The 25,963-nt window shown below is 45.2% G+C and carries 25 protein-coding genes and 1 pseudogene; all 26 read right to left on the bottom strand.

From position 1 onward, the window contains the following. Nucleotides 1-3: 3 nt before the first annotated feature. On the bottom strand, nt 4-468 hold the full coding sequence (locus QZV24_RS04485; protein WP_294520712.1) for a GNAT family N-acetyltransferase: 465 nt from the start codon (nt 466-468) through the stop codon (nt 4-6). Nucleotides 469-490: 22 nt separating this feature from the next. After that, nucleotides 491-1,537, bottom strand: a complete 1,047-nt coding sequence (pseG, locus tag QZV24_RS04480; RefSeq protein WP_294520709.1) for a UDP-2,4-diacetamido-2,4,6-trideoxy-beta-L-altropyranose hydrolase — start codon at nt 1,535-1,537, stop codon at nt 491-493. A gap of 17 nt (nt 1,538-1,554) precedes the next feature. Further along, entirely contained in the window at nt 1,555-2,631 is a 1,077-nt protein-coding gene (locus QZV24_RS04475; RefSeq protein WP_294520706.1) for a FemAB family protein, read from the bottom strand. A gap of 9 nt (nt 2,632-2,640) precedes the next feature. After that, nucleotides 2,641-3,930 carry an aspartate aminotransferase family protein gene (locus tag QZV24_RS04470; protein WP_294520704.1) on the bottom strand — a complete coding sequence of 430 codons (1,290 nt, stop codon included), beginning with the start codon at nt 3,928-3,930 and terminating at the stop codon, nt 2,641-2,643. A gap of 27 nt (nt 3,931-3,957) precedes the next feature. Beyond that, entirely contained in the window at nt 3,958-4,710 is a 753-nt protein-coding gene (locus tag QZV24_RS04465) for a glycosyltransferase family protein (protein ID WP_294520701.1), read from the bottom strand. A gap of 26 nt (nt 4,711-4,736) precedes the next feature. Next, entirely contained in the window at nt 4,737-5,630 is an 894-nt protein-coding gene (locus tag QZV24_RS04460) for an aldo/keto reductase (protein ID WP_294520699.1), read from the bottom strand. Nucleotides 5,631-5,635: 5 nt separating this feature from the next. Then, on the bottom strand, nt 5,636-6,829 hold the full coding sequence (gene pseC, locus QZV24_RS04455) for a UDP-4-amino-4,6-dideoxy-N-acetyl-beta-L-altrosamine transaminase (protein WP_294520696.1): 1,194 nt from the start codon (nt 6,827-6,829) through the stop codon (nt 5,636-5,638). A gap of 14 nt (nt 6,830-6,843) precedes the next feature. Continuing rightward, the gene (gene pseB, locus QZV24_RS04450; protein WP_294520693.1) at nt 6,844-7,839 is read right to left on the bottom strand and encodes a UDP-N-acetylglucosamine 4,6-dehydratase (inverting); all 996 of its coding nucleotides are present in this window, start codon (nt 7,837-7,839) and stop codon (nt 6,844-6,846) included. 92 nt (nt 7,840-7,931) lie between these two features. Then, complete coding sequence (locus QZV24_RS04445; protein ID WP_294520690.1) at nt 7,932-9,131, bottom strand: hypothetical protein; 1,200 nt, start codon at nt 9,129-9,131, stop codon at nt 7,932-7,934. 2 nt (nt 9,132-9,133) lie between these two features. Further along, entirely contained in the window at nt 9,134-10,078 is a 945-nt protein-coding gene (locus QZV24_RS04440) for a VirK/YbjX family protein (protein WP_294520687.1), read from the bottom strand. Nucleotides 10,079-10,084: 6 nt separating this feature from the next. After that, nucleotides 10,085-10,861 carry a glycosyltransferase family 2 protein gene (locus QZV24_RS04435; RefSeq protein WP_294520684.1) on the bottom strand — a complete coding sequence of 259 codons (777 nt, stop codon included), beginning with the start codon at nt 10,859-10,861 and terminating at the stop codon, nt 10,085-10,087. Between the two features lie 11 nt (nt 10,862-10,872). Beyond that, nucleotides 10,873-11,949: a glycosyltransferase family 4 protein gene (locus QZV24_RS04430; protein ID WP_294520681.1), complete on the bottom strand. Its 1,077-nt coding sequence runs from the start codon at nt 11,947-11,949 to the stop codon at nt 10,873-10,875. A 14-nt stretch (nt 11,950-11,963) separates the two neighbouring features. Continuing rightward, complete coding sequence (locus tag QZV24_RS04425) at nt 11,964-12,467, bottom strand: HAD family hydrolase (RefSeq protein ID WP_294520679.1); 504 nt, start codon at nt 12,465-12,467, stop codon at nt 11,964-11,966. 1 nt (nt 12,468) lies between these two features. Then, nucleotides 12,469-13,470, bottom strand: coding sequence for an ADP-glyceromanno-heptose 6-epimerase (gene rfaD, locus QZV24_RS04420; protein WP_294520677.1), 1,002 nt, complete (start codon nt 13,468-13,470; stop codon nt 12,469-12,471). Then, nucleotides 13,467-14,477 (bottom strand): D-glycero-beta-D-manno-heptose-7-phosphate kinase, encoded by a 1,011-nt coding sequence (gene rfaE1, locus QZV24_RS04415; RefSeq protein WP_294520675.1) that lies wholly within the window; start codon nt 14,475-14,477, stop codon nt 13,467-13,469. Before rfaE1 ends, rfaD begins: the two co-directional genes overlap by 4 nt. Nucleotides 14,478-14,487: 10 nt before the next feature. Next, a complete protein-coding gene (locus QZV24_RS04410) occupies nt 14,488-15,669 on the bottom strand; it encodes a glycosyltransferase family 9 protein (RefSeq protein ID WP_294520673.1) in 1,182 nt (393 codons plus the stop codon). Next, nucleotides 15,653-16,666, bottom strand: coding sequence for a glycosyltransferase family 9 protein (locus QZV24_RS04405; RefSeq protein ID WP_294520671.1), 1,014 nt, complete (start codon nt 16,664-16,666; stop codon nt 15,653-15,655). The genes QZV24_RS04410 and QZV24_RS04405 overlap by 17 nt, the downstream gene beginning before the upstream one ends. Before the next feature lie 4 nt (nt 16,667-16,670). After that, on the bottom strand, nt 16,671-17,024 hold the full coding sequence (locus QZV24_RS04400) for an endonuclease domain-containing protein (RefSeq protein WP_294520668.1): 354 nt from the start codon (nt 17,022-17,024) through the stop codon (nt 16,671-16,673). A gap of 229 nt (nt 17,025-17,253) precedes the next feature. Continuing rightward, on the bottom strand, nt 17,254-18,279 hold the full coding sequence (locus QZV24_RS04395; protein WP_294520665.1) for a glycosyltransferase family 9 protein: 1,026 nt from the start codon (nt 18,277-18,279) through the stop codon (nt 17,254-17,256). Further along, the gene (rfaE2, locus tag QZV24_RS04390; RefSeq protein ID WP_294520662.1) at nt 18,279-18,749 is read right to left on the bottom strand and encodes a D-glycero-beta-D-manno-heptose 1-phosphate adenylyltransferase; all 471 of its coding nucleotides are present in this window, start codon (nt 18,747-18,749) and stop codon (nt 18,279-18,281) included. The genes QZV24_RS04395 and rfaE2 overlap by 1 nt, the downstream gene beginning before the upstream one ends. Before the next feature lie 168 nt (nt 18,750-18,917). Next, a complete protein-coding gene (locus tag QZV24_RS04385) occupies nt 18,918-19,907 on the bottom strand; it encodes a bifunctional heptose 7-phosphate kinase/heptose 1-phosphate adenyltransferase (RefSeq protein WP_294520659.1) in 990 nt (329 codons plus the stop codon). Nucleotides 19,908-19,921: 14 nt separating this feature from the next. Continuing rightward, on the bottom strand, nt 19,922-21,454 hold the full coding sequence (locus QZV24_RS04380; protein ID WP_294520656.1) for an LPS-assembly protein LptD: 1,533 nt from the start codon (nt 21,452-21,454) through the stop codon (nt 19,922-19,924). Nucleotides 21,455-21,565: 111 nt separating this feature from the next. Next, on the bottom strand, nt 21,566-22,486 hold the full coding sequence (locus tag QZV24_RS04375; protein ID WP_294520654.1) for a hypothetical protein: 921 nt from the start codon (nt 22,484-22,486) through the stop codon (nt 21,566-21,568). Between the two features lie 409 nt (nt 22,487-22,895). Continuing rightward, nucleotides 22,896-24,245 carry a putative porin gene (locus QZV24_RS04370; protein ID WP_294520651.1) on the bottom strand — a complete coding sequence of 450 codons (1,350 nt, stop codon included), beginning with the start codon at nt 24,243-24,245 and terminating at the stop codon, nt 22,896-22,898. Between the two features lie 93 nt (nt 24,246-24,338). Continuing rightward, complete coding sequence (gene hemL / locus QZV24_RS04365) at nt 24,339-25,658, bottom strand: glutamate-1-semialdehyde 2,1-aminomutase (protein WP_294520648.1); 1,320 nt, start codon at nt 25,656-25,658, stop codon at nt 24,339-24,341. Between the two features lie 126 nt (nt 25,659-25,784). Continuing rightward, nucleotides 25,785-25,963 (bottom strand): annotated as a pseudogene (locus tag QZV24_RS04360) (porphobilinogen synthase); the annotation flags it as partial.

Below are 25,963 nucleotides of genomic sequence, written 5' to 3'. Positions count from 1 at the left end.
GCATCAATTACCCACTATTTTTACATAGGCTAATGCACCAACATGTTCACTTTCAGACATCCAGTAATCAAGACCAGTAAAAATCTTCTGTGATGCAATATTATCCATCTTCACCTCGGCATAAAGCTTTTCTCCGCCATGACCTTCCACGACAAGTTCATTTTCTGCCAATTGCAAAATCAACTTTCCATATCCTTGGCCACGATACACCGATGCAATACTATAGCTTATCTGCCACTTATCAGAGTTAGCCAGCCTCACCTGCCCTACAGGAGCATCATCTTTCATTAAGATAAATAACAAGGTACTCTCATCAGCCAGTGTCCGGTTAAACCACGCAAGATGATCATCCCATAATATATCATCTGTATTAAAGGAATTTTCCCTCACTTTCGAATCATTGGCCCACTCAAATATCAATCTGGCGTCATCAACGGTTGCTGGCCGAAGGTATAAATTTTCTTTCATTTTCTCACCTTAATGTGATACTTCAATCAAATAGCTGGCTCATTTTCTTTTGCATTGATATAGACATTTCAGGAACAGTAAATTCCCTTATGGCCTGACAAATATCATCTACCGTCACTTCATTCCACTGCCCCAAATAGTGTATTATACCTGCCGTAGCACAGTCCTCACATATTTGAAACTGGTTGTCTGCCACCGCAGTCACGATAGCCGGCAAGCCCAGGAAGCATCTTTCCCATGTAGTTGATCCTCCGGCCCCCAGCATCAAATCCGCTTCCGCCATCAGTTCAGCCATGTTGCTTACCTGACAGAAGTATTGAAAACCGGCCCTTTGGCAGCGAGCTGCAATAGCATCTTTTCTTGCATTACTGGCCCCCACCACAACCGTTACATCAACCTGGGCCAGCTCGCCATTTTCCTGCAAAGAGTGCAGGGCTTCTATTGCCTTGCTAGTTTCATCTGTGGCATCCGCTCCACCATAAAACACCAATATATTGTGCAAGTCTCCGCTTCTCGGCTTCATATCCTGCCTGGCAGAATAAAATTCCTCCCGCAGCAAAGCATGCCGCGGTCCCAGTAGCAACCGGCAATGGTCCGGCACCAAGCCTGTATATCGCTCATCCTTATTCAAATAAAAATTCTGATCAAGCAAAATGTCACAGTCATGCTTTCGATTGGCCAAATCATCAATTACAAAAATTTCATCTGTGTATGGTCTAACTAGCTTTTCCCAAGTTTCATCAATGGCGTAACTATCAACTACGACAAGGTCAACTTTGCCAAGCTTTTGCAATACATCAGAAGTTTCAGTCGCATCCTGTTCTTGCGTTGTAGTTAACCATTTGGCATAACCAGTTAGTGTGTTATCACAGCTAGTCTGAGGAAGCAATACCAAATTAAAGCCTTTTTCATTTACCAACTCAGACAGATTTCCCTCTAAATTCCGACAAACAAATGTGACATCAGCGCCATCGCTACGCTGCTGTTCTGCTAAAGTAAGACATCGAATCAGATGACCACTACCTATAAAAACCGATGAATCTACACGAATCAATACATTCCTTGACATCTATAGCACTTCTTTGATTATCTCAAAGCTCCTTTTTCAAGATCCACACTTAATAACAGAGTCAAAACCGTATCAGTTGCAAATCCTTCTTTGAAGTAGGCAATCTGCAACTCTTTTGGAGTTGGGGATGGAATATCGCCAGGATAAAATCTTTGTCCAACATAATGCCATCTTCTACCTGTTTCCTTTAGATGCTTAATAGCTGTCCACTGAACAACATGGCTCACAGGTTTATCGAATAGATTTCTATCATAAGCACCAACTGCATAACACCCTTCCGTTGAAGAACATTCAAACAGCCCCCCCCCACGCAACACTTGTTCACCATCACGAACTGTTACTAAAAAATCTTGGCCATCATTTATTGCTCTTTTCTGTAATTCCCAGGTATCTTGTGGCCGGGTCACTCGCCCAGATACGGCTATATGAAGCTGGTGGAATTCTTCAAAAACTTCATCACTAACCTTATCGTGAACTTCTACCTGCCACAATCTTTCGCCCTCGTTAATCAATGAACGGTAAGACTTACGCAAATTACCATGTATATCTTTCACTTCTCTGGATAAATCTACATACAAACCGTGGAGAACTCTAGGAACAGCCCCCAATAACATACATTTTTGTTCCCATAATATGTTTTGAGACAAAATATTGCTTGCTAAAAATGATACTGTTGTCACCCATTTACTGCTGATACTAACTTTGTCTTTATTGCTATCATATAGTTTTTTCATTGCTTCAAGACAAAGACTGTCATATTTCTTTATCAAACGCTCAGAAATAGTCGGCAAATAAACAGGCGGCAAAACTGCTCCCTGATTAGTAGCAAATTCATAGACACCATCCTTTTTCCGTAAAGATAGTGGCCAAAAACCTATAATCCTATCTTTTTGATACAACACAACGGATATATCTATCAATTCATCTACAAAAGCACTCATATAAGCATATTGGTATTCCAATGAATCCCGTGTATATGCTACTGGTAAATATGACAAACTTGAAGATATTTCTTGCCAAGTACCAGGACAGGTATTGGCCAATTTAGCCAATCCATTAAATTCGTTTACAAATAGCTGCTGCAAATCCAACATATTATATACTCACTTAATATTTCTCTTAAATACCGGATCAACCCTGCCCCCACGCAAAATTCCTTCCAGGCTGTCCTTTTCTACGGCCTCTTTAATCAAGGCAAAGGCCTTGTCTGTTGCCTCAATATATGCCTTAGCTTCCTTTTCTGTATGCGACTTGTTAAGGTTATATATGGCAAATACCAGAATACCATTTTCAATCATAGTCTGAGAATATACCGACTGAATATCCAAGTAATTCAGAGAACCATGTCCTTCGAAGGATACCCCCGCATGAGCAGGCATACCACTTACGGACAACACATCCCCCAAATCATACTTCTTTATAAGCTCGGCAATACCATCCCGCTGCATAGTACCAATCTTTGTTATATGCTCATAAAATCCTGGCTGCTCCAAAATCTTTATGGTAGCCAGAGCTGCCGCCATGGAGATGCTGTCCCCGCCAAAAGTGGTAGATACGAATACCCCATGCTCAATCTGCTGCAATATTTCCTTGCGGCCGGCCACTGCCGAAATAGGATAACCGTTGGCCATACCTTTGCCAAACGCCGCCATATCAGGCACCACGCCACAAAGTTCAGAGCCACCACCCAAGGCATATCTGAAGCCAGATACCACCTCATCAAAAACAAGCAACGCACCATATTTGTGGGCTAATTCCTTTACGCCCTGTAAAAAGCCCTCCTGAGGTCCATTACTCTGAATTGGCTCAAGGATAACGGCAGCTACTTCGTGCTGCTTCAGCTTGTCCTCCAAGTCATTTAAATCGTTATAGGTAAAATTCATGGTCAGCTTGCGCACTGCCTCCGGCACACCCTTATGGTTTTCCGAGGCACCAATAGACCAATCATGCATACCATGGTAGCCGGACATCAGCACCATATCCCGGCCTGTATAGGCTCTGGCCAAGCGGATGGCTGCCGTAGTGGCATCACCGCCATTTTTTACGAACCGAACCATTTCCGCACAAGGAACAATCTGACACAATTTTTCCGCCAGCTCCACTTCCAGCTCTGACTGCAGGGACCCGCTGGCAAATTTATTTACCTGCTTGATTACTGCTTCATTGATTGATGGCTCATTGTAACCGACCGTAATTGGCCCCAAAGCACACATATAGTCAATAAACTTGTTGCCGTCCACATCATATATGTAACAGCCTTCCCCATGGTCCATATAGCTTGGTGCTATTCCCTGACAAAAATAGCGGTAGGATTTACTAAATGTCTGGGCCGCCAGAGGAGAAACCTGCAACTCTCTTTTCAATAATTCCTGGGATTTGGTAAAACTCTGCATTAATCTGCATCTCCTTATACATTTATGTTATATTTCTGAATCATTAGCCAAGGATTTTGCCAGGCCGGCATTGCGCTGAATATCACTGTTTATATCCAACAGCTCCGGCTGTTTCTCCAGCAAAAGCAGGATATCCTCCATAGAAAAATCCGGATTATCTTCATAAAGTCCATCATATATTTTTTCCACAAAGGCAAAATCCCGGGGCTCATCCACAGTCCAGCGCATGTAATCCAGTTTTCGCACACAAGAAATTTCTTCCGTATTAAAATCCTCCTTATGATTTCGTATATAAAGCGTCACATGCTCCCGCTCCGATAGCATTCTGGCCTTTTCCCATGCCTTCTCAAGTACCGAAAAGCGCATAACCTCTGTATCAAGTCCATCCGGAAATTCCTCACTGGTAACCGTATAGTCATTGCCATGGGCAATGTGCTTGTCTATTATCTCATCCACCAACCGCCAGTCAATTACCGGACAATCCCCCGTAATTCTTACTACATGCTTGGGCTGGTACTGTTTGGCACACTGATAATACCGGTCCAGTACATCGTCCAGATTGCCACGAAAAACCTCTATACCTGTCCCGGACAACGCCTTTTCCAACGGGTCATCGCTATCCTCTGTGCTGGTAGCCAGTACGATTTTATCAATCATCTTGCTGCGGCTCAACCGATCCAGTTCCTGCACTATCATCGGCTTACCAGCCAATTCTTTAATAACTTTGCCAGGCAGTCGACTGGATGAACACCTCGCCTGAACTATCGCCAAAACTTCCACGCTATCATCTCCGTAAATATTATGGGTTACTTTTTCCACAAGCTTGGCATAACAATATCTGCCTCAATATCCCTAAACTCTTTGGCAATATCATCAATAGTATCCGCCGGAATATCCTCCTGGAAAATTCTAATATCTTCCTTTAACTGCTCAATACTGTCCACGCCAAATACCAAATGGCTAATCCGTGATTGCTGCTTAACATAGTTCATCGCCAAAGCGATTCTTGATAATCCGTGTCTTTGGCAGAGCAAAGAAATTTTGTTAACTATCGGTTTTGCTTTCGCCAGGAACGATGGCACTTCCTCTTCCCCCATAAGGATAAGGCCCTGAATAAACGCACTACGGGAATGAATTTGAATATTATCCCTCTCAGCTTCCTTAAATACTCCCGCCTTTTCCATCCGTTGGTCAAAAATGCTATAAGGAAGCTGCATGAATTCCACATTTGGCCGCTCTATACACTTCTTGGCTTCCTCCGGCTCGTATACAGATACTCCCACCCGTTTTACCAAGCCATCCTGTTTCATCCGGTTAAGAGTACTAATTATTTCATCACTGAAAACATATCGGGCACTATGCAGAAGATAGCTGTCCAAATAATCCGTTCCCAGTCTTGAAAGAGTATTTTCCAAATTCTCCCGCATTATCCTGTAATAGTCATCTGTTGCTACACCATCCAATAAATTAGGACGAAACTTGGAAATAATAAACAGCTTATCTCTGGAGATGGTTTTCTTCGCCAAAAAAGTTCCTACAACATCCTCAGCAGTACCATAGGCATTAGCAGTATCTATTGTACTGATGCCGTTTTGGGTAGCATAATCAAGCATTTCCACCGCCTGCTCCACGCTTGGCTGCTTCTGCCCCTTTATGCCATAATTCATGCCAAATTGAACTGTCCCTAAACAAAGTTCCACCAAAATCACCTTCTGTAATATGCAATAACCTTTTCTATGGCCTTAATGACCTTGTCCTGCTCCGCATCGGTCAGGGAATAATACAAAGGAATGGATATAATCCTTTCATACAAGTGCTCGGCCTTTGGGCATTCGCCCATCCTATATCCCAGCTTTTGGTAGTATGGGAAGGAATATACTGGTATATAATGTACATTTACCCCAACTCCTTCGGCCTGCAGAGCCTCGAATATCTCCCTGCGACTGCAGGTCAGCATATCCAAATTCAGCTGAATGATATACAGATGGCGTACTGTATCTGATTCCGGAATCTCTTTCTGCACAACAATCTCAGGCATAGCAGAAAAAGCCTCATCGTACCGCCGCACCAGTTCCTTACGCCTTTTGCCAAACATTTCAAGCTTATCAAGCTGAGAACTGAGCAACGCCGCCTGCATATCCGTCATGCGGTAATTATATCCCAGATCAATCTGCTGATAATACCAGCCACCTTCCGCCGGCTTGTCCATAAGCTCCTGTGCTCTGGTGATTCCATGGGTACGGAACAATACAAGTCTCTTATAAAGCTCATCGTCATTGGTGGTAATGGCCCCTCCCTCACCAGCGGTACAGGTCTTTACCGGGTGAAAGCTGAACTCAGTCATATCGGCAATACTTCCTACCAGCTTGCCATTATACTTAGTTCCCAGGGAATGGGCTGCATCCTCGATAAAAATCAGATTGTGCTTATCACAGATGGCCCGTATTTTATCTGCTTCAACTGCCTGGCCCGTAAAATCCACTGCCACAACGGCTTTGGTTTTATCGGTAATTTTTTCTTCAATACTTTGCGGGTCAATATTATAAGTTTCAGGATTTATATCGGCAAATACCGGTCTGGCCCCGCAGTACAGGGCACAGTTAGCCGATGCCGCAAAAGTAAGGGGTGTAGTAATAACCTCGTCCCCCGGGCCAATACCGGCCGCAAAAATCATGGCATGAAGAGCTGCCGTACCATTGGCAATAAGAACAGCGTGTTTTGCTCCTGTTATGTCGCAAAGCTTCTTCTCTGCTTCTTCAATTTTCGGTCCACAGGTGAGAAAATCACTTTTCAGCACATCCACCACAGCTTGTATATCTGCCTCATCAATGTACTGATGCCCATAACCGATTCTTTTGTCAAAGACCGGCTTTCCACCATTTATAGCTAAATCTTCCAATTCATTTCCTCCGCTTAAATACTGCCAATTTTTATGCGATTTGCTTCAATCCATGCCTGAAGCTGTGGTATGCTCATCCACTCCTTATTATTGTCCGAGGTGTAGCTGAAGCCCTCCGGTACCTTTGTACCGCCCTTTATCATGGCTTCCATAGGCCCCCAATTGCAAATTTGCGGCAATATTTTAAAATGCTCCGGATATTCATAAGTGAAGTGTGAGTCCTCCACACCAATCATCTGCTCGTGGAGCTTTTCGCCAGGGCGGATACCAATCTCCACCTGCTCGGCTTTATCATCCACGGCAGTAGCAATATCACAGATATTCATGGAAGGTATTTTCTTTACATAGATTTCGCCGCCCTCCATATCATCAAAGGCATGCCAAACCAGTTCAACCCCCTGCTCCAGAGAAATCATAAATCTGGTCATCCGCTTATCAGTGATGGTAAGCTTGCCACTCTTGGCTGTCTCCAGAAAATATGGGATAACGGAGCCACGGGAGCCCATTACATTGCCGTAGCGTACCACTGCAAACTTGGTCTTTCCGGCAGAATATGAATTGCCGGCAATAAAAATCTTATCAGAGCACAGCTTTGTTGCGCCATAAAGATTTATCGGAGAGCTGGCTTTATCCGTGGAAAGAGCCACTACCCGCTTAACCCCCGAATCAATGCAAGCATCAATGATATTCATAGCACCATTTACATTTGTCTTGATACATTCAAAAGGATTATATTCAGCGGTAGGCACAATCTTAGTAGCTGCTGCATGAACTACAAAATCCACTCCGTTCAGGGCCCGATACAATCTGTCCTTATCTCTTACATCACCAATAAAGAAACGAACTCGTTCGTCTCCCTGAAACTTCTTGGCCATATTCCACTGCTTCATCTCATCCCGGGAATATATGATAAGCTTCTTTGGATTATATTTCTTTAAGGTCATTGGAACAAAGGTATTTCCGAAGGACCCTGTTCCACCTGTAATCAATATCGTTTTGTTTGTAAGCATACGCTATACACACCACCTTATCAATTTTGTATATTATATCATTCTTATTCATTTGGTTATAAAAAGTTATTCCCATCAAGCCGCGAATTGTATTATACACTATATCCTTTTGAATAAGTTGACTTTTGTTGGCACTCGGAACAAACTTCATCTAAATCATTACCAATAACAAAATAATCTTTATATTTTTCTGCAATATTATCCATCATTTTTCGATATTTTTCCGGCATATCATGACCTACACACTTGTACAATACTATACATTTATTGTCGCCACCGACTGTCATAGGGTATAAACATATGGAACTTGAGGAAATTGTCAAAAGATTGCACCCAGTGACATTATTATTTATAGCATACAATTCCCATGGAATTTTCCGTGGTTCTATAGCTTTAAATTTAGTTGCATCATATTCCTTAAGCATTCCCTCTGGTGTTCTTGGGTGATATTTTATGTAAACTGTTTGGTCGGCAGCAATTTTTTTAAAGGTTTTAACCTGTGTTATATAGCTTTCATGATTCTCAAGATGCTTTCTTATGGAATTAGCCAACAACAATCGCACCAGCCAATTGGGATTCTGTAAATATGATGGCATGAGTTCGCCACCCTGATCAAAGAATATCAATTCGTTTTTATGAATATTAGATTTAGGTAAATAATCAAAAACTTTATTTAAAATGCTGACGAAAGCTTTATCCTCAGACGACAGCTTAGGTATCCTGACAAACGCAATATCATCATTATTATACACTGCAATATCCGGATCATAAAGATAGGCCGCATCCGCCTTTGTATCCTTATGGCAAATTGTATTATCACAGTAAGAGCCTATACCTTCGTCCAAAATTGCCATTTCGGTTTTCCCATGCATATCGGCATAAAAATTGCGTACAATCGCATTACCACTCTGCATAAGAACCATATCATAATGGGTATCACGAATAGCTTTATAATCATCCAGCAAATTATTCAAATGATACTTCGGCCCTAAAATACCACCAGCAATCTTCCTCCACATATTAACAAGTGAATTCAATATAGCACCACCAATGCTTGTATCACAGTGACCAGTTTCACGCATTGCCAGCTTGTACTCATGTAAATCCATAAGATATGGCCTTGCACAACAAATATTATCGAATAACCCCAAGGGTCTCAATCGTGCTGCAATCCCACTGTATTCAGCCCGTTGCAGGACAATATCCGCCTGACTGTCAGGAAAAAGATGAACCTTTATATTGAGAGCATTTAATATCTGAAACTCTGTTGAACAAACAAATAAAATCCGCATCCTTAGTCTCCCAATTCTAATGCCTTATTACTACGACTTAAATTTATCAATGATTTATTTACACTGTCATCTATCTCATCCAACAATTCAAACCGCCGGCGGTATACTGCCCGTTTTCTGGTAGGTACTTCCTCCATGGTTTTCCGGGTTTCCACTAACGGCAGGATATCAAAGCGCTTATCCTCGGTGGGATGTCCTCCGGCTTCTGCCCAAAAATCGCTAAAGGATGTTTTCAGCTTCCGGTCCATCCTTACATGGTTATTGGCATAATAGCCATAATTAGTTACAGCATAAATTCGCTTTAACCCCAATCCCCGGGCCACCGCCTGGGCAATGTATAGAATAAGATTTTTCGTGCGATAGCTGTGACAACGCTTGGTTATCTTTTTGATAACCTCCTTGGCATCATCCATATTCGGACCTTGCATAGCCCCAATCCACATGGACCATTCCCCGGCCTTATCCGGAGCAATCCAAAAAATCATCTGGTACAGCGGTTCCTCATCCAGACGCAGCATCACAGATAAAATGCCTTCCTTCCGCTGTCCCGGCTCATAGAAAAGCGATGCCCAAAATCGTTTGCCATCTACATCGCCGCCTTCCCAAAGCGGGATATCCTTTTCCCGATAAATGTCCAACAACACCTCTGGTTTTAGCATTTCAGCTAAATAATCCATATGCTTTGTTACAATCTCAGCCCGCTCCTCAAAGGTGGACTTGTTATAAAAAAACGCCCGGGTAGGCTGTTCATAAACAAATGGATATAGCTTCTGCACCTCAGTCAACAACGGTGTGCTGGTAAAATGCCGCTGTAGCTTGTCCAATTTTCCCCGCAAAAAAACTGACCGCAGCACAAATACATAATACCGTCTGGCCTCCCTGGTCTTTCTTATATCGTAAATCTGCTTTCCTAAAGCAGTGTAGCTTTGCAATTTATTATCACTCACTAATTCTCAGCTCTTTCCCTTGTCAGCGGTACCAATCCCCTTCCCCAGATAGTACAGCTTGGAATATTTCATAAACACGCTTATTCCATGCCCGACTGTCAAAAAGCAACCAGTCAGTCCATCCAGAAAGGCTCGCTGAATAAAAAATATTTTAAACATCCCAAACAACGGATGGAAAATAATATCCAAAATACCGGCCCGCTTGCCCGCATCAAACTTTTTTCTGGCCCCCAGAGTGGTATAGTTATTCAGCTTCCGCAGATACTGTTCCCAGGACACATAGGTATAATGCAACAAATATGCCGACTTAGGCATTTTTTTCACCGGATAATTATAGTGTATTTCCTCATGGACATACCCCGTTACATAGGAGCCATCCTTGGGAATGAGATGGATACCGTAATCCGGAAACCAGCCACTGTGTCTTACTACTTTACCACAGAAATGATTTAACCGGGCATTATAATAAACAAACTTTTCCTCACTATTTATGGCCTTGAGGATTTCCTCCTTCAATGGCTCAGTAACCCGTTCATCCGCATCCAACAGGTAAATCCATGGGTGGCTGGCCTGCTCAATGCCAAAGGTTTTTTGCTGACCCCAATTGCCATCCATAGAATGCTGGATAACCCTGGCCCCCAGTTCTTCAGCAATCCTTGCCGTGGTATCCGTGCTAAAATCATCTATAACCAGTATTTCATCAGCGAACAAGACACTTTTTATGCAGTCGCTGATATTTTTTTCTTCATTTTTTGCCAAAATCAAAACCGTAAGCTTGGCCATTGTTGCACATCCTAGCTGAGCTGTTTCTTCAGCTCAATTATAGTTTTTATATCCTGACGGAATTTTTCCATCAATCTGTCATAGGAAAACGCCGCCAACCGCTTTTTTCTTCCATCAGCCAGTTGGGCCAGCTTATCCTGGTCATTTAACACATTATTTATAACGGTGGCGATTGCTTCAGGCGATTTATCCTTTAACAGTACACCGGCCTCGCCCAGTGTCTCCGGCACAGCAGAACAGGCATAGGCAAATACCGGTTTGTCGAAAATCATCCCCTCCACCAATGGCACGCAGAATCCTTCATGCTCACTAAGGGACAGAACTGCATCAGTAATCCGATACCAGGTACACAATTCCTCATTGGATATCTGGCCGGTAAAAATCACCTGATCAACCAATCCAAAACTCTCCACCATTCGATGCAACTTCTTGGCGTAACTGCTCTTGATATTTCCCGCCAGTACCAACCGAATAGCCGGCGAGATATGTTCCTTATACCAGTGGACTGCCGCTATAGCTTCATCCAGCTTTTTATGAGGTACCCCCCGCCCCACCATCAGCAGCGTTGGGACATCATCCTGGTACTTGTCCAGCATAGAAGGTACCGGTTCATACTGAGTGTATTTTTCCGGCTCCACCACAATGGACATAACCTCCGTATGCTGCATCCCCAGAGCAGCCAGCTCCTTGCGGGAATACTCCGAAGCTCCCCAGGCAAAAAAGCTGTTGGCGGCGATTTTTCTTAATTCCCGCCGGCCCTTTATGCACTTCCACCATGATCCCCAAGCATTGCCGAAGAAAAATTTGGCAGGAGTAATATTGTGATAGAACAGTACAATTTTATGAGGATAGTTATATACCCACTTGTTAAAGGAGGTGCCGGTAGTCATATGATATATGATGATATCTTCCGCTGCCGCCGAAAAATCCTCCATGGATTTCACCTGATCTGCCAACCGGCTGTCCACCTTGTGAGCAAACATCGCCGTGTCGTATCCCAGCTCCTTTAGCATGGAATCCATATTCAACAGCTGTCGGCTGGCCGCATCATCCTTTGTAATTGCGTGAGCAATCTGCACAAACTTCATTATATCCTCGTCCTTTAATTCTCTTTCATACCATCCATAAGGGCCTGATAAAGATTTCCCCCGGTATATCGTATCCCTTTGACGCCAGCGGCTTCAGCACATTCCACATCCCGGGCTCCGTCCCCAATCAAATAGGACTTGGCCATATCAATGTCAAAATCCTTCTCAGCCTGGAGCAACATGCCCGGCAAGGGCTTGCGGCAATTACACTTCAGTGCATATTTCCCGATTATCCCCTCCGGATGATGGGGGCAGTAATATATCCCGTCAAAATGGGCTCCATGGCCTTTCAGCTGGTCATTCATCCACTGATGCAGTTTCATGATATCCTCTTCCGGATAATATCCTCTGGCTACGCCACTTTGATTAGTGATAACAATAGCCAGATAGTTATGATCGTTACAGAATTTAATGGCCTCAATGGCGCCTTCTGTCCAAACGAAATCCTCGATTTTGTGCAGGAAGTGAACCTCCTCATTCAAGGTTCCGTCCCGATCGAAAAAAATGGCTTTTTTCATATCATTTACCGTATTTGAAATATCCCCCGGCATCCAGGAAGTCACAATATTCCTTTACGGCCTCATACATATCATAAAATCCTTCATCATAGCCAGCCTCCAACAGATTGGTAGTGTCTGACTGGGTATAATTCTGATACTTGCCCTTTAGCACCTCCGGGAACTCCCTGTACTCAATCCGGCCGGTTCCCAACGCTTTAATAACGGAGTCAGCCACCTCATTATAGGTGTGGGCTACGCCAGTGCCGCAGTTGTATATGCCACTTGGTCCCTGATTTTTCCAGAACCAAAGATTTACCTTTACCACATCTTTAACATAGATGAAATCCCGCTTCTGGCCTCCGTCCGGAATTGGGGTACCATCACTGAAATTACCATACCCCTTGAACAGCCGGCATACGCCATTATCCTTCACCTGATGATACAGCTGATAGAAAATAGAGGCCATATTTCCCTTGTGATGCTCCTGCGGGCCATAAACATTGAAATACTTCAAGCCTACAATCTGGCTCTGGGCATCGGACATTACCTGCCGAACATACCGGTCAAAGAGCAGCTTGGAATAAGCATACGGATTTAAGGCATCCTCACACTCATCCCCTTCCCGGAAGCCATTTTCCCCACCACCATAAGTTGATGCCGAGGACGCATACAAAAATGGAATCCGATGTTCCATACAAAAATGCAGTACCGCCTTGGAATACTCATAATTGGCTTTCATCATATAGTTTACATCGTATTCCATGGTATCGGAGCAAGCGCCTTCGTGAAAAATTACATCCACATCTGTACCATCGAATTCATTGCTCTTTATCGCCTCAAGGAAATCATCCTTGTACATATAATCGATGAACTTCAGGCCACGCAGGTTCCGATAGGACTGATTTTCCTGTTTACGGTTATTCAAATCATCCACAATAAGAATATCACTGCGCCCCTGTCGATTTAATTCCTTGACAATATTGCTGCCTATAAACCCAGCTCCACCAGTTACAATAATCATTTCTTAGTTTCCTCCTGCATCTGCTGCAACAAGACATGTTCCAATTCTTCCTTGCTGACTGCATAGGTTCCCAGTTTGCCCACCACAACGCTGGCAGCCAGATTGGCCAGATATGCTGCCTCCCGTGGAGCCAGACCACCGGCAATTCCCAGGGCAAATACCGCAATAACCGTATCGCCGGCACCGGATACATCAAACACTTCCTGGGACTTGGTAGGAATGTGGACCGTCTCCTTGGCACTTACCATGGTCATACCGCACTCCGACCGGGTAGCCAGCACATTCTTTATCTTGAATTTGCTCATTATATAGGTAGCGGCTTGCTGGACTGCCTCATCCCGATTTTTAATCGGTTTTTCCAAAATGGCGTTGATTTCCTTCACATTTGGGGTGATGAAATCAGCATGCATATACTTGTCCCACTCCCGGCCCTTTGGGTCAACAAATACCGGCACCTTGGCTCCATTACACAGCTCGATGATACTACTGCAGACATCCTCCGTGCAAGCGCCTTTGCCATAGTCGGAAATAATCACTGCGTCAATGCCGTTCTCTATAGTCTGTTCCACAAAATTTATCAACCGATTGGCATATAATGGTTTTACCGGCTCTGTATCTTCAAAATCGAGCCGCAGCATCTGCTGATGCCCGCCAATAACCCGCAACTTGGTAGTGGTTGGTTCCTCCCGATATATTATGCCTTTATAATCAATTCCCCGGGAAACGAATTTTTCCATCAAGGTCTGGCAATGATAATCATTTCCCACAAAACCGGCAATGGATGTCTGACAGCCAAGCAAAGCCAAGTTATGAGCCACATTAGCCGCACCACCCATGGTGTCCTTGGTGTCTACTACTCTGGTAATAGGTACCGGTGCTTCCGGAGAAATCCTGGTAACTTCACCATAATAGTACTTGTCCAACATCACATCACCCACCACCAGAATATGCACTCTGGCCATTCCTGCAGTGACAAATTTCTTCAGCTTGTCTTTTTTTGCGGTCATGATATCCTCCTTACTCACCCGTTGCCACATCAACTACCCGACATTCGTAAGCCCCGTATTCCCGTGGCACATTGCCGGCCATATCCTCATATTTTGCCAGCAGCTCCCATACATATTTCATCACTGTAGCCACTGGTATATTTTTCATACATGCCAAATTCCGATCCCCCTCCCACGGGCATTGATGCATGCCACAGGGATGACACTTCTCCGGTGCCTTTATCAGCACCGACTTGGCATCATAGGGATAAAACCCTGGCACCGGTGACGCCCCAAACATCGTTACCACCGGCACATTTTGTGATACGCCTACATGCATTGGTCCGGAATCCGTGGTCAGCATCAAGGCACACTTCTTCAGCATAGCCCCCAGCTCGCCCAAGGATAATTTCCCGGTAAAAATCTTGATAAGTTCACTATTTTTATATTTCATCAAACTAATGCATTTTTCGACGATTTCTGTATCCATGGGACCACCAAAAAAAGCCACCCCATAGCCCTTGGCCAACAATTCATCGGCACATTGGGCAAAATTACAGTCCAACCAGCGTTTGGTCAACCAACTGGCTCCAATGTTAAAGGCCACCACCTTTGTTTCGGCTGGAAAGCTTTCCCGCCATATTTCCTCCGCCCGGTTCGTATCCTTTTGGTCAATCCACATTTCCAGACCGCCATCATCAATTTTTTCTACCCCAACCGTTTTCTGCAGGACTTCCAAATGGGCATGAACCTGATGCTTCCAGCCCGGAACATACTTAAAGGGCGGGAACATATGAAATAGACCCCGGCCAATATGATGTGCCACCGATGGATTTTGCATTACCTTGGTAAAAAATAGTGAAAATATTGGTTTGCTATACCCCACAATAGTTCTGGCCCCGCTAAAGGCAGCCAAAGCGGAGGCCCGCTCATTGCGGTGAAGATTTATTACCAGGTCATATTTTTTCCGGCGAACCTTAAAAATGAATTTTATAAACGCCATAAGCCGATTGTCGGCCCCTTTTTTATCGATTAACAGACATTCATCCAGCCACTGGTTATGCACCACCAAATCCCCTAGCTTTTTATCCGCCAACAGGGTAATATTGGCCTGGGGAAAATTGGCCCGCAGTGTTCTCAGCACCGGTGTGGCCAACATCAAATCCCCAATATGCATCAGATTTATAACCAGGATATTATTGTAATTTTTCATATAAGTCCTTCGCCTTGAGTTTCTTTATGCACACATTATCTCTGCAGGGCCCCTTGCCCCAACAAGGAGAGCATTCTTCATCCGTGTACAAATAACAGCTGTTATCATTTTCCGGCCCCCAAACCTTTGGGTCAGTCGGGCCGAATAAAGCCACTGTCGGACAATGCATGGCCTGAGCTATATGCATTGGTCCTGTATCCACTGTGGCCATACCTCGAGCCTTTTGGATAAATACCGCCAGCTCCTGTAAATTTAATGTGCCGGCTAAAACATGGCTTTCCGGCAACTTACCAGCCTTAGCATAACCATCCAGACCTAGCTTTTCTTTCTGACCACCAATAAGATACACCGGATACCGGTCATTTAGCTGACGAATAAGCTGGGCCGCCATCGGCAATGGCATATTTTTACGCTCATAGCTGCCAAATGGGCATACCACATAGTACTGGCCAGGCACAATCCCCTGCTGCACCATTTTGCTCTCCATAGAAGCCACCGCATCTGCCGGTGGAACTAAGGTCAAAGTGGTATCATCCGTACTAAAACCAAACGGGGTCAACACCTCCAGATGATTTTTAGTCTCATGCTTGATACCCTGGCGAATATGACTGGCCGCCCAGGTCAAAAACCAACCGGCATGCTGGGCGTCATAACCAAGCCGGTACGGTATACCGGCCAACCAAGCCACCATAGCTCCTCTGGCTGCAAAATTCATACATACGGCTAAATCGAATCCGTATTTTTTTAACTCACGGGATATTTTCCACATCCCGGACAAGCCCTTATGGGAGCCGCGCTTATCATAAACCAGTGTATTATCCACATAGGGGTTCATCTGGGCCACCGGCTCCGTCAATGGAACAGTCAGCATAGTGATTTCCGCTTGGGGCCATTTAGCCCGAATGGCTCTGGTCACCGGTGTAGCCAAAATAACATCACCGATAAACGCCAAATCAATAATGAGTATTTTATTTATGGTTAAGTTGTTTATATCCATACAGTTATTCGTGTAAATACTGCTCTATTACAGTACATACTTCCTTAAATTGTTGATTTATTTCTCTATTACTAAATCTGATGACTTTAATTCCAAAGTTGTTTAATATGTCAGTCCTTTTTGTATCGTAATCAACCCCTTTAATATCATAATGCTGACTTCCATCAATTTCTACTGCTATCTTTCTTGCTTGGCAATAAAAATCAACAATATAGTTATCAATGGGTTTTTGCCGTACAAATTTGGGAATATGCTTTCGTAGAAAACAAAACCACAGTTTTCGTTCCTCTGGCGTCATATTCTTTCTCAATGCTTTAGCGAATTTAACATTATCTGCATTGTATGGTAAAACTGGCACACGAAAACACCCTTCCTACACAAGACCCCCTCAGTCATCCTTCAGATGACAGCTCCCCCAGGGAAGCCAAGGATTATTCGGCGCACAATCCAAGGTTGACTATTATCAATAGACGCTCTATACCCAACTCGTTCCCTCTGGCGGAATACAAATTTAAAGGTACCGTCGAGCAACATCATCGATATTTCCTATACCCAACTTGTTCCCCCTGGGGGGAATACAAAGGGGGTTATAGATAATTCTTCAGCTTTTCTTCCACAGCTTCCGGGTGGATGACTGACAAACATTCCAACCCCTTTGGGCAAGCCCGTTTCCAGCAATACTTACATGGCCGGTTAGCTTCAATAGCATTTTCCAGCTGTCCGTATGGACCATTGCGATTGGCATCAGTCGGACCCATTACCATCACTGTTGGTACTCCCAATCCAGCCGCCAAATGCACCGGTCCGGTATCCCCACCGACCACTGCCTTGGCATTTTTTATCACATGAGCCAGCTGCTTCAGTGTGGTCTTTCCCACCAGAATAATAGGCGGAATTTCCGCTTCCGCGTCAATTTCCCCGGCCAGTGTACTGTCCAACATGCCGCCACCAATAATCACCGGAATAATTTTTCGATCATAAAGCCAGTCACTGAGTTTGGCATAATAGCGGGTTGGCCACCTTTTATTGGGCCAATTTGCCCCCACGGCCAACACCACATAAGGATTTTCCATACGAATGCCTGCCTGCTGCATAGCACCTTCGGCCGCCTGCTGATCCCGTTGGGATATTTCCATAGGAAAAACCACCTTATTAACCTGACAGCCCAGTTCCCGGACCACATCCAAATACCGCTCGACAATATGGCCATTGGCATTAGGTCCCACCACCGGACGGCTTACCTTGTGACTCATCTCCCGCATATTGCAGGTCCCCAATCGTATAGGAGCCTTGGCACTCCAGGCAATAGCCGCAGACTTAAACAGTCCCTGCAAATCCAAAGAAGCATCGTATTTATCTGCGTTCAAAATCTTGGTAAAGGGACCGTAATTTTTTAAAAAGCCCCGCATGGACTTAAACTTCTTCTTTTCAAAGACAATAATATTGTCAATATACGGATTATCCTTCAATATATCATAGGCCGGAGGCTCAACTACCCAGGTCACCCTGGCTTCAGGGTAAGTTTCCTTGATGGCATAGGACACCGGCAGGGCATGGATAACATCCCCAATGGCACTTAGCTTGACCACTAAAACGCTTTTAATATCCTTCATCACTCTGCTCCTGCCTGTATTTTATTGATAACATTAGTGGTAGACCGGCCTTCCACCAGCTGCACCAGCTCCACCTTACCACCATATTTCTGAACTATTTGTCCCTCTGGCAGGGTTTCTATGGTATAATCCCCACCTTTTACATACACATCGGGATGCACCTTGGTTATCAAGGCCTCAGCGGTAGGTTCATCAAATATAACCACATAATCCACACAGCCCAAGGCACCTACCACCTCGGCCCGATCCTGCTCGTTGTTAATAGGCCGATTAGGTCCCTTCAGCCCCCGCACTGAGGCATCACTATTCAATCCCAGCACCAGACAATCCCCAAAGGAACGGGCCTTATTCAAATATCGTACATGCCCGGCGTGGAGGATGTCGAAGCAACCATTGGTGAATACCACCTTTTGCCCGCCGTCCCGCAGGACCTGACAAAAATCGGCAATTTTCGTAGAATCAATCAGCATAAAGTACCTCTACCCCCGACTTGTTATAATGCCATTGTTCAAATTTTTCTTCTTTCTCCAATTAGCGTTTCCCTAAAGGACTAGCTTCGCGTCGCAACGAGGTGGGAGATATGCTCACCACCTGTTGTAGTTTGTTTTCACCCCCGCCTAAAGAGGAGGGGGACATCTTCACCTCGTTATAAATTCACGCAATTCTTCAGCACTTACCACTGCAGTGCCCATTTTGCGCACGGCAATACCCGAGGCAATATTGGACAAGGTGGCGGCGGCCAGTGGCTCTATTCCGGCCGCTAAAGCCAGGATAACAGTGGCTACACAGGTATCGCCGGCACCAGATACATCAAAAACCTCGCTCTTATCTGATACGGGGATATTATGCACGGAGCCATCCGCCCCAAACAAGGTCATACCATCCTCCCCCCGGGTGATGAGTACGCCCTTGGCTGACATTTTCTCCAGCAGCTCCTTACCAGCGGCCATCAGCTCAGCTTCACTGTTCAGTGAACGGCCCACAGCCGCGGCCAGCTCCGCATCATTTTGCTTGATATAATCCACGGATTTAAACCGCAAAATATCATACCGAGAATCCACAATAGTTGGTATATTATGCGCCCGGCAATAGTCAAAAATTTGATTTTTCAGCCGCTCCGTAATGGTACCGCTACCATAATCACTGAGGACAACCCCCTGCACCATCGGTAAAACCTTGGCCAAATACTGGCTGAGCAATTCCTCATGGTCAGGCTGCATAGGGCTCTTGCTTTCCTTGTCAATACGTACCACCTGCTGACTCACTGTAGTCCGTCCACCAGCAATAACTCGGGTCTTTGATATGGTTGGCCGGGACTCATCCCGAATAAAGCCTGCCACATCCACGCCCTGATTCGACAGAATTTTTATAAGACCAGCAGCCCCACTGTCATCCCCTAAAAGGCCTGCAGCGTGCACCTTGCCACCTAAGGTTGCAGCATTATTCACCACATTGGCCGCTCCGCCGGCCACCACCCTTTCGGCGGCCTGCTCCAGGACCAAAACCGGTGCCTCCCGGGAAATGCGGGAAATAGTGCCCTCCAAATAGATATCAGCAATCATATCGCCGATTATCAGCACCTCACTGCCCTGCATTTTCTCTATTACATTCAACAATGAATTATCCATTACGGACTCCTTTATTACCACGGATTAAACTGCAAGGAAAAGCTCACTTCCCGGCGCTTGGCCCGATAGCGGACAATCGACTGGAAGCAGTGCATATCGTGGAACCAATACAGGTCAATATCCTCCAGCTCGTGGGTACTGCCATTAAAAGCTGAACCTGCCACAATACGGTTGTTATGGTCAAACCGATAGCTAAAGCCAGCGGCCACCTTCCGGGAATAGCTGTCCAGGTCAAAATCGAATATATAATTCTGACTATTGGCCTGTGTATAGCTATAAAGTGCATAGTATGACCACCGGTCATCCACATCCCGTCTGAGCAAGGCGGTATAGCCCATACCTCGGATATCCTTTGGGCTGGCTGACTCCTTGATAACCGAATAGTTACTGCCAAGATCCAGGCGGTAGCACCCCAGCTTAATAGTATCAAGCCGCAGCCTCAGGCCATAGTTCGTATGCATACTGTGAATATCCTTTTGACTCCAATGACCACGCTCATATTCAAGAATCCAGGTCACCGGCAAATCACTTATCCGCAATGCCTTGCGATAAGCAAAGGATGGGGCTTTTTTCAGCCACAGGTGCTTAGAGCCCTGATAATAGCCCGACATCAATTCAAAAGTCCCCACCGGATTTTCCCAAATGATACTGCCATTGTTGCGGAACATATGCTTAGAGGTAAATTTGGCAAAGCCATACAAGGACAGGTTTTTATTCAAATAATAACGGAAATCCTTGCTCAGCCACAAGCCATCATGATTATTATAACCAACCCGTGGCAGCATCTGGCTGCCATCCTTGCCCCCCAGCTTAAAGGTCTGCTTCTTGCGGGAATACACCGGTATACTACCCAACCAGAACTTCAAATCATGGCAAATTATCTTATCGTTCGGATAGATTTCAATCATAGAAGCCGAGCTTCGATAGTCCGGATGGATAGCCGAGCATTTGGTCATATATCCATCGTAGGCCACTATCTTATCCGGATACAGTTCTATCCGCTTAGCCTTGATGTATTGATGGTCTACCTTTCCCTGGGCATCTTCCATCTTACCGGTTTTGGTACTGTAGTTATACTGGGTTTTATACCCATCCAATATAATCTTAGCCTGCTCTGGCGTCATCTGCAGCATATGGGCCTTGCCTGGAACATTGATTTCATTGCTGTTCAAATTTCCGTTAGCTTCGTCACTGACAAAACGCTGTGCATCCAAGGAGGTAATTTTCACCTTGCCGGTGGCTGAAAAATCGCCGGTGCGCTGGTCATAAACCAAATCATCACCCTCAACTGCCACGGGAACATTCTTGGCAGGGTCCAATGGATCACGGAGATTCCGCCGCATTTCCAGGGCATCCTGCACAAGCTGTTTTTGTTCATCGGTCAATATATTATCCCGCCCGGCCCGACGGTTATTTTCTATATAATCCAGTGCATCTGCATTGGTATCCGTATCACTGTGATACGAACTGGCATAGGCCGCCATTGGCGCTGAAACGGCTGAAAGCACCAGTCCAGTACATATCAGAGCTTTTAGTTTCTTATTCATGGATTATTCCCCTATCTAAAGTTACTCTATTATATGATACTCCATTTAGTAGGCAAACACAAGCAAAGGAAAACCCTTCCAGCATAGCCAGAAGGGCTGAAATAACTTATTTTAATTCCCGGTGGTTGGAATAGCGTAAACAGTGTTGTCACTGCTGGTCTGAATGTACAGTTCAGTACCTTCCGGCAAATTGATATTCTTGCCCTTTACAAAAGCACCACCAATAATTCCAATTGGACCAAGTACCAGCATACCGGCCAGGCTGGCTCCGGCAGCCATTCCCAACTGTTCCATATTCTTCTTGGCTTCTTCACCCAATATCATAGCCAGAGGATTTCCATCTACTGCCTCAATATCCTTGAAATCCATTTCGATTTCCGCATCGCGACCAAAGTTCTTGGCCTGGGTAACCTTTTTGATTACGCCTTCACCAGGGGCACCTTTAGTGATAATCAGCATATCATTTTCAATAACATCCTCAGCGGCCTGATATTTTATTACATCGCCAGCCTTGAGATTTTTGGCATTGATTGGGGTCACCAGAGAAATCTTAACCAATGTATTAGCCGGAACCGTTACCTGAGTCAATGGAATAGTTGAAGTTCCAAAGGCGAAGGTAGCCAGCTTTTCAATTCTGGTCTTAAAGGATCCCGAAGAATTTTTACCATTGATGACATTCTCCATATCATTTACCCGTTTCTGCACGGAATCCATGCTTACATTATGGGAAATAGTCCACTCCAATGCATTGAGCTGAGTCAACAGAGATGGTGACTGAGAATTGTCAAAGGTGGTGTCATACAGAGTGTTAATCCGCTCCATCATACCACCACGGGCAGTAGTCCCCTCATAGTCTTTTTCCAGCCGTTCAATCCGTTCCACAATAGCTCCGGTCTGCACATCACCGTAAACTACCTTTTCCACGGCTTCCAGCTTGCCATGAGCGGTATTTGGCACCTCAGCCATGGCAGTTCCCAACGAAGAAAAAAGGAACACCGCGCTTAAAAAGATACTGAATAATTTCCTTAGCATATTATAATCCTCCTAAAATAGAATATATTGGAAAAATTTACATACTTCACACTCACAAGTTAGATTATACTCCAGCCAGCTAAATTTTGCCATTTTTTTCCACACAGGCCACCTCCTTCATTGACTTAAAAAATTTTCACAAAAAAGCTGGACAATTCTCTGAAGTTTTGCTACTATTCACTTGAGCTACTAATGTAGCTTACTCAAAAGCACTTATTTTATTATTATTTTGCTTTGGCCAGACATTTTTGTCTGGCATTTTTTCTTTTCTTGAATACTTATAAAATGAGCCTTACTCGGTTGGAGCTATAAGCTTCAACTGAATGTAGTCCAATAAAGCCCAGGATAAACAGAAATCCTGTATAACAGTATTTTATCTGTTATACAGGATTTTATCATTAGTTTATGATTAAAAGATGAATTCCAGCTTACCGAAGTATTTGCTGCCATCCGTCTCAGTGTCGGCAGTGAATTCCTTGCCCTTGAAATAAGCCAGAGATCCTACCACATTGGTAAACGGTGTATATGACACGCCTACTTCCCAGCCCTTCTGGTTCTGCAAGCCGGTGGCCATTACACCATCAAAGGATGGGCTTGGTGCGGCCGCTCTGGTGAGGTACCGATAGCCCACATATGCCCCAAAGGAGCCTGGAGCAGCTGGATCAGCCCCGCCGTAAGATAACTGGACATTGTAGGCTTTCTTCATAGAAGCATTCACCCCGGAGCCCTTGGTATTTTTGGCATAAGCTGCCCCCAAGCTGATTTTGTCCGTGAAATTGTAGGCACCACCCACGCTCCAAATATTCATGGCATCATCGGTGTAATCATCCAGACCGATGTATTCCCCCAGCTTACTACTGCGGAAAGAATGATAAGCCGCGCCTAAGGTATATTTATCGGAAAGAGTAACCACTTCCAAAGAAGCATAGTTGGCTACTGGAGTATTGATGGTCGGGTCTCCCAACAACATTCCCTCATCATTGCTGTGCTTGCCCGGGTCAAAGTTAAACCGGCCGGCAGTTAATACAGCCCGCCATTTTTCACCATAGGCCACCTGAGCACCGGAAACGGCATCACTTATTACCATACCGCCATCCGCTACGGATTCCACTGGAACATGGCCCAGCATAATGTTTCCGCTATCAGAGAATTCTGTTTCGGCAAAGATTTCCTTCACGCTGAAATAGGAACCGTTATATGGCACATCGTCACCAGCAGTTGAGGCGTGGGCCGCATTGGCATCCATAGCAAACTCCATGGTGGCGTGAGCCCGCCAATTGTCATTGATAGCCATAGTCGGAGTCAGGGTGAGCATAACCTTCTGACCAGTAGTCTTGCCAGTAGGGCGTCTGTCACTGTTGTATTCATAAGCAACAGACCCTTCCCAAATAACATTATCCAACCGCTTTTCAATATCATCAAGGCGAATACCCAAATTGGTGAGTTCATCCTTAAACTCCGCCACCAGTTTATCCACCATAGCCCGGTCATTACTGGATGCCTTGCCAGTAAATCCACTGGTCTTAGCCATAGCCTTGGCCACAATCTGGGCCATCTCGTACCGGGTCATCAACTGATCGCCCCGATAAGTGCCATCCACATAGCCGTTTACCACTCCATCCTGTTGAAGCTGACTCACTGCGTCATAGGCCCAATGGTCCGCTGGAACATCGCTAAACGGATTAGCCGCTGCAAATGTAGTGCTGGCAGCCCCAACAATCAAAGCAGTAGAAACTGCTGCTATTAAACTCTTTTTCATACAAAAATACCTCCAATTTTGTACAAACACTAAAATACTACATTCCTCACGAGGAAAATAATACCACAAAACCAGAGGTATTGCAAATGATTATCAGTTTAAAAATTTAGAAACCTGTTTAAGGGCAATCCCAGCCGCATCAATGGTCCGATCAATATCCTCATCAGTATGGGCCCCAGACATAAACAATGTTTCAAACTGGGATGGGGCTAAATATATCCCCTGCTCCAGCATGGCCTTGAACCACACCTTAAAAGCCTCCTGATTGGATGCTGCAGAAGTCTCATAATCCACCACTTCCCGGTCATTAAAGAAGAAACCAAACATTGACCCAGCCTGCTGCACCTGCATAGTTACCCCGGCTTCCTTGGCCTTGGCCGCAATGCCCAGTACCAGTTTCTTCGTCTTAATGGTAAGAACTCGGCTATAATCCGGTTCCCCCGGCTCCGGCTCTGCCGTAATGATTTTCAAGGTTTCCAGCCCAGCCGTCATGGCCAATGGATTACCAGAAAGTGTCCCCGCCTGATATACCGGGCCCGCCGGTGCCACGCAATTCATCACATCAGCCCGACCGCCATAAGCGGCCACTGGCAGCCCACCACCAATTATTTTCCCCAAACAGGTCAAATCCGGCTTTACAGCATAGGCCTTTTGCGCGCCCCCCAAGGAAGCCCTGAACCCACACATTACTTCATCAAAAATCAAAAGGGAACCCGTTTCCTTGGTCAGCTTGCGGAGCAAATCCAAATACCCTGGTTTAGGCAGTACCAAACCCATATTGCCAGCCACCGGCTCTACAATAATAGCCGCAATTTCCTGGCCATGCTTTTGCATAACCTCTGTGATGGCTTCGGCATCATTGTAGGGAATAGTAATGGTATCATTGGCTGTTCCCGGTGTAACTCCCGGGCTATCCGGCACCCCAAAGGTAGCCAGACCGGAGCCGGCCCTTACCAAAAGTCCGTCACTATGACCGTGATAACAACCGATAAATTTTACAATTTTGTGTCGGCCAGTAAAGCCCCGAGCCACCCGAATGGCACTCATAGTGGCTTCCGTACCGGAATTCACCATGCGGATAACTTCAATAGAAGGATAAACCTCCATTACCAGCTTGGCCAGCTCACTTTCCAGCAGCGTAGGGGCTCCATAGCTGGTCCCCCGAGTAGCGGCTTCCTGCAATGCCTTGACCACCTGCGGATGAGCATGTCCCACCACCATAGGTCCCCAGGAGCCAACATAATCTATGTACTCATTGCCATCTATATCAAAAATATGGCTCCCTTCAGCCCGTTCAATAAACGGCGGATTACAATCTACATTCCGATAAGACCGTACCGGGCTATTAACGCCCCCTGGCATCAATTTCTTGGCCTCGGCAAACGCGGCCGCTGACTTTTCCAAATTTAGCATATATGCCTCCAATACAAGCTTTCTTATATATCGATATGAGCCAGATGTAGTGTCTATAAGGAAACTGTCTCCAGCGAGAGCGTGTCCCGTTAGACCTGCAGTTGGCTATTGCAACCTTTTAACTTGTCACCCCTGCAGCCACTTAGCTGCATCTAAGGCATGATAGGTAATAATGATATCTGCCCCGGCCCGTTTCATGCTGGTAAGGGTCTCCAACACAATCCGCTGTTCATCAATCCAGCCGTTAGCGGCTGCCGCTTTCACCATAGCGTATTCACCACTGACATTATATACGGCCACTGGAT

Source organism: uncultured Anaerovibrio sp. (assembly GCA_902786545.1).
Taxonomy (GTDB): Bacteria; Bacillota; Negativicutes; order Selenomonadales; family Selenomonadaceae; genus Anaerovibrio.
Note: the sequence above shows the minus strand (reverse complement) of the source record. Positions and strands in the feature narration are given on the sequence as shown.

Excerpts from the sequence above, each read along its gene's own strand:
- QZV24_RS04405 (WP_294520671.1), bottom strand. The coding sequence starts at position 16,666 with ATGGATATAAACAACTTAACCATAAATAAAATACTCATTATTGATTTG.
- QZV24_RS04485 (WP_294520712.1), bottom strand. The coding sequence starts at position 468 with ATGAAAGAAAATTTATACCTTCGGCCAGCAACCGTTGATGACGCCAGA.
- QZV24_RS04430 (WP_294520681.1), bottom strand. The coding sequence starts at position 11,949 with ATGAAGTTTGTGCAGATTGCTCACGCAATTACAAAGGATGATGCGGCC.
- QZV24_RS04445 (WP_294520690.1), bottom strand. The coding sequence starts at position 9,131 with ATGCGGATTTTATTTGTTTGTTCAACAGAGTTTCAGATATTAAATGCT.
- QZV24_RS04370 (WP_294520651.1), bottom strand. The coding sequence starts at position 24,245 with ATGAAAAAGAGTTTAATAGCAGCAGTTTCTACTGCTTTGATTGTTGGG.
- QZV24_RS04470 (WP_294520704.1), bottom strand. The coding sequence starts at position 3,930 with ATGCAGAGTTTTACCAAATCCCAGGAATTATTGAAAAGAGAGTTGCAG.
- QZV24_RS04475 (WP_294520706.1), bottom strand. The coding sequence starts at position 2,631 with ATGTTGGATTTGCAGCAGCTATTTGTAAACGAATTTAATGGATTGGCT.
- rfaD (WP_294520677.1), bottom strand. The coding sequence starts at position 13,470 with ATGATTATTGTAACTGGTGGAGCTGGGTTTATAGGCAGCAATATTGTC.
- QZV24_RS04375 (WP_294520654.1), bottom strand. The coding sequence starts at position 22,486 with ATGCTAAGGAAATTATTCAGTATCTTTTTAAGCGCGGTGTTCCTTTTT.
- QZV24_RS04380 (WP_294520656.1), bottom strand. The coding sequence starts at position 21,454 with ATGAATAAGAAACTAAAAGCTCTGATATGTACTGGACTGGTGCTTTCA.
- QZV24_RS04385 (WP_294520659.1), bottom strand. The coding sequence starts at position 19,907 with ATGGATAATTCATTGTTGAATGTAATAGAGAAAATGCAGGGCAGTGAG.
- QZV24_RS04395 (WP_294520665.1), bottom strand. The coding sequence starts at position 18,279 with ATGAAGGATATTAAAAGCGTTTTAGTGGTCAAGCTAAGTGCCATTGGG.
- pseB (WP_294520693.1), bottom strand. The coding sequence starts at position 7,839 with ATGCTTACAAACAAAACGATATTGATTACAGGTGGAACAGGGTCCTTC.
- pseG (WP_294520709.1), bottom strand. The coding sequence starts at position 1,537 with ATGTCAAGGAATGTATTGATTCGTGTAGATTCATCGGTTTTTATAGGT.
- QZV24_RS04435 (WP_294520684.1), bottom strand. The coding sequence starts at position 10,861 with ATGGCCAAGCTTACGGTTTTGATTTTGGCAAAAAATGAAGAAAAAAAT.
- rfaE1 (WP_294520675.1), bottom strand. The coding sequence starts at position 14,477 with ATGACCGCAAAAAAAGACAAGCTGAAGAAATTTGTCACTGCAGGAATG.
- hemL (WP_294520648.1), bottom strand. The coding sequence starts at position 25,658 with ATGCTAAATTTGGAAAAGTCAGCGGCCGCGTTTGCCGAGGCCAAGAAA.
- rfaE2 (WP_294520662.1), bottom strand. The coding sequence starts at position 18,749 with ATGCTGATTGATTCTACGAAAATTGCCGATTTTTGTCAGGTCCTGCGG.
- QZV24_RS04425 (WP_294520679.1), bottom strand. The coding sequence starts at position 12,467 with ATGAAAAAAGCCATTTTTTTCGATCGGGACGGAACCTTGAATGAGGAG.
- QZV24_RS04410 (WP_294520673.1), bottom strand. The coding sequence starts at position 15,669 with ATGAAAAATTACAATAATATCCTGGTTATAAATCTGATGCATATTGGG.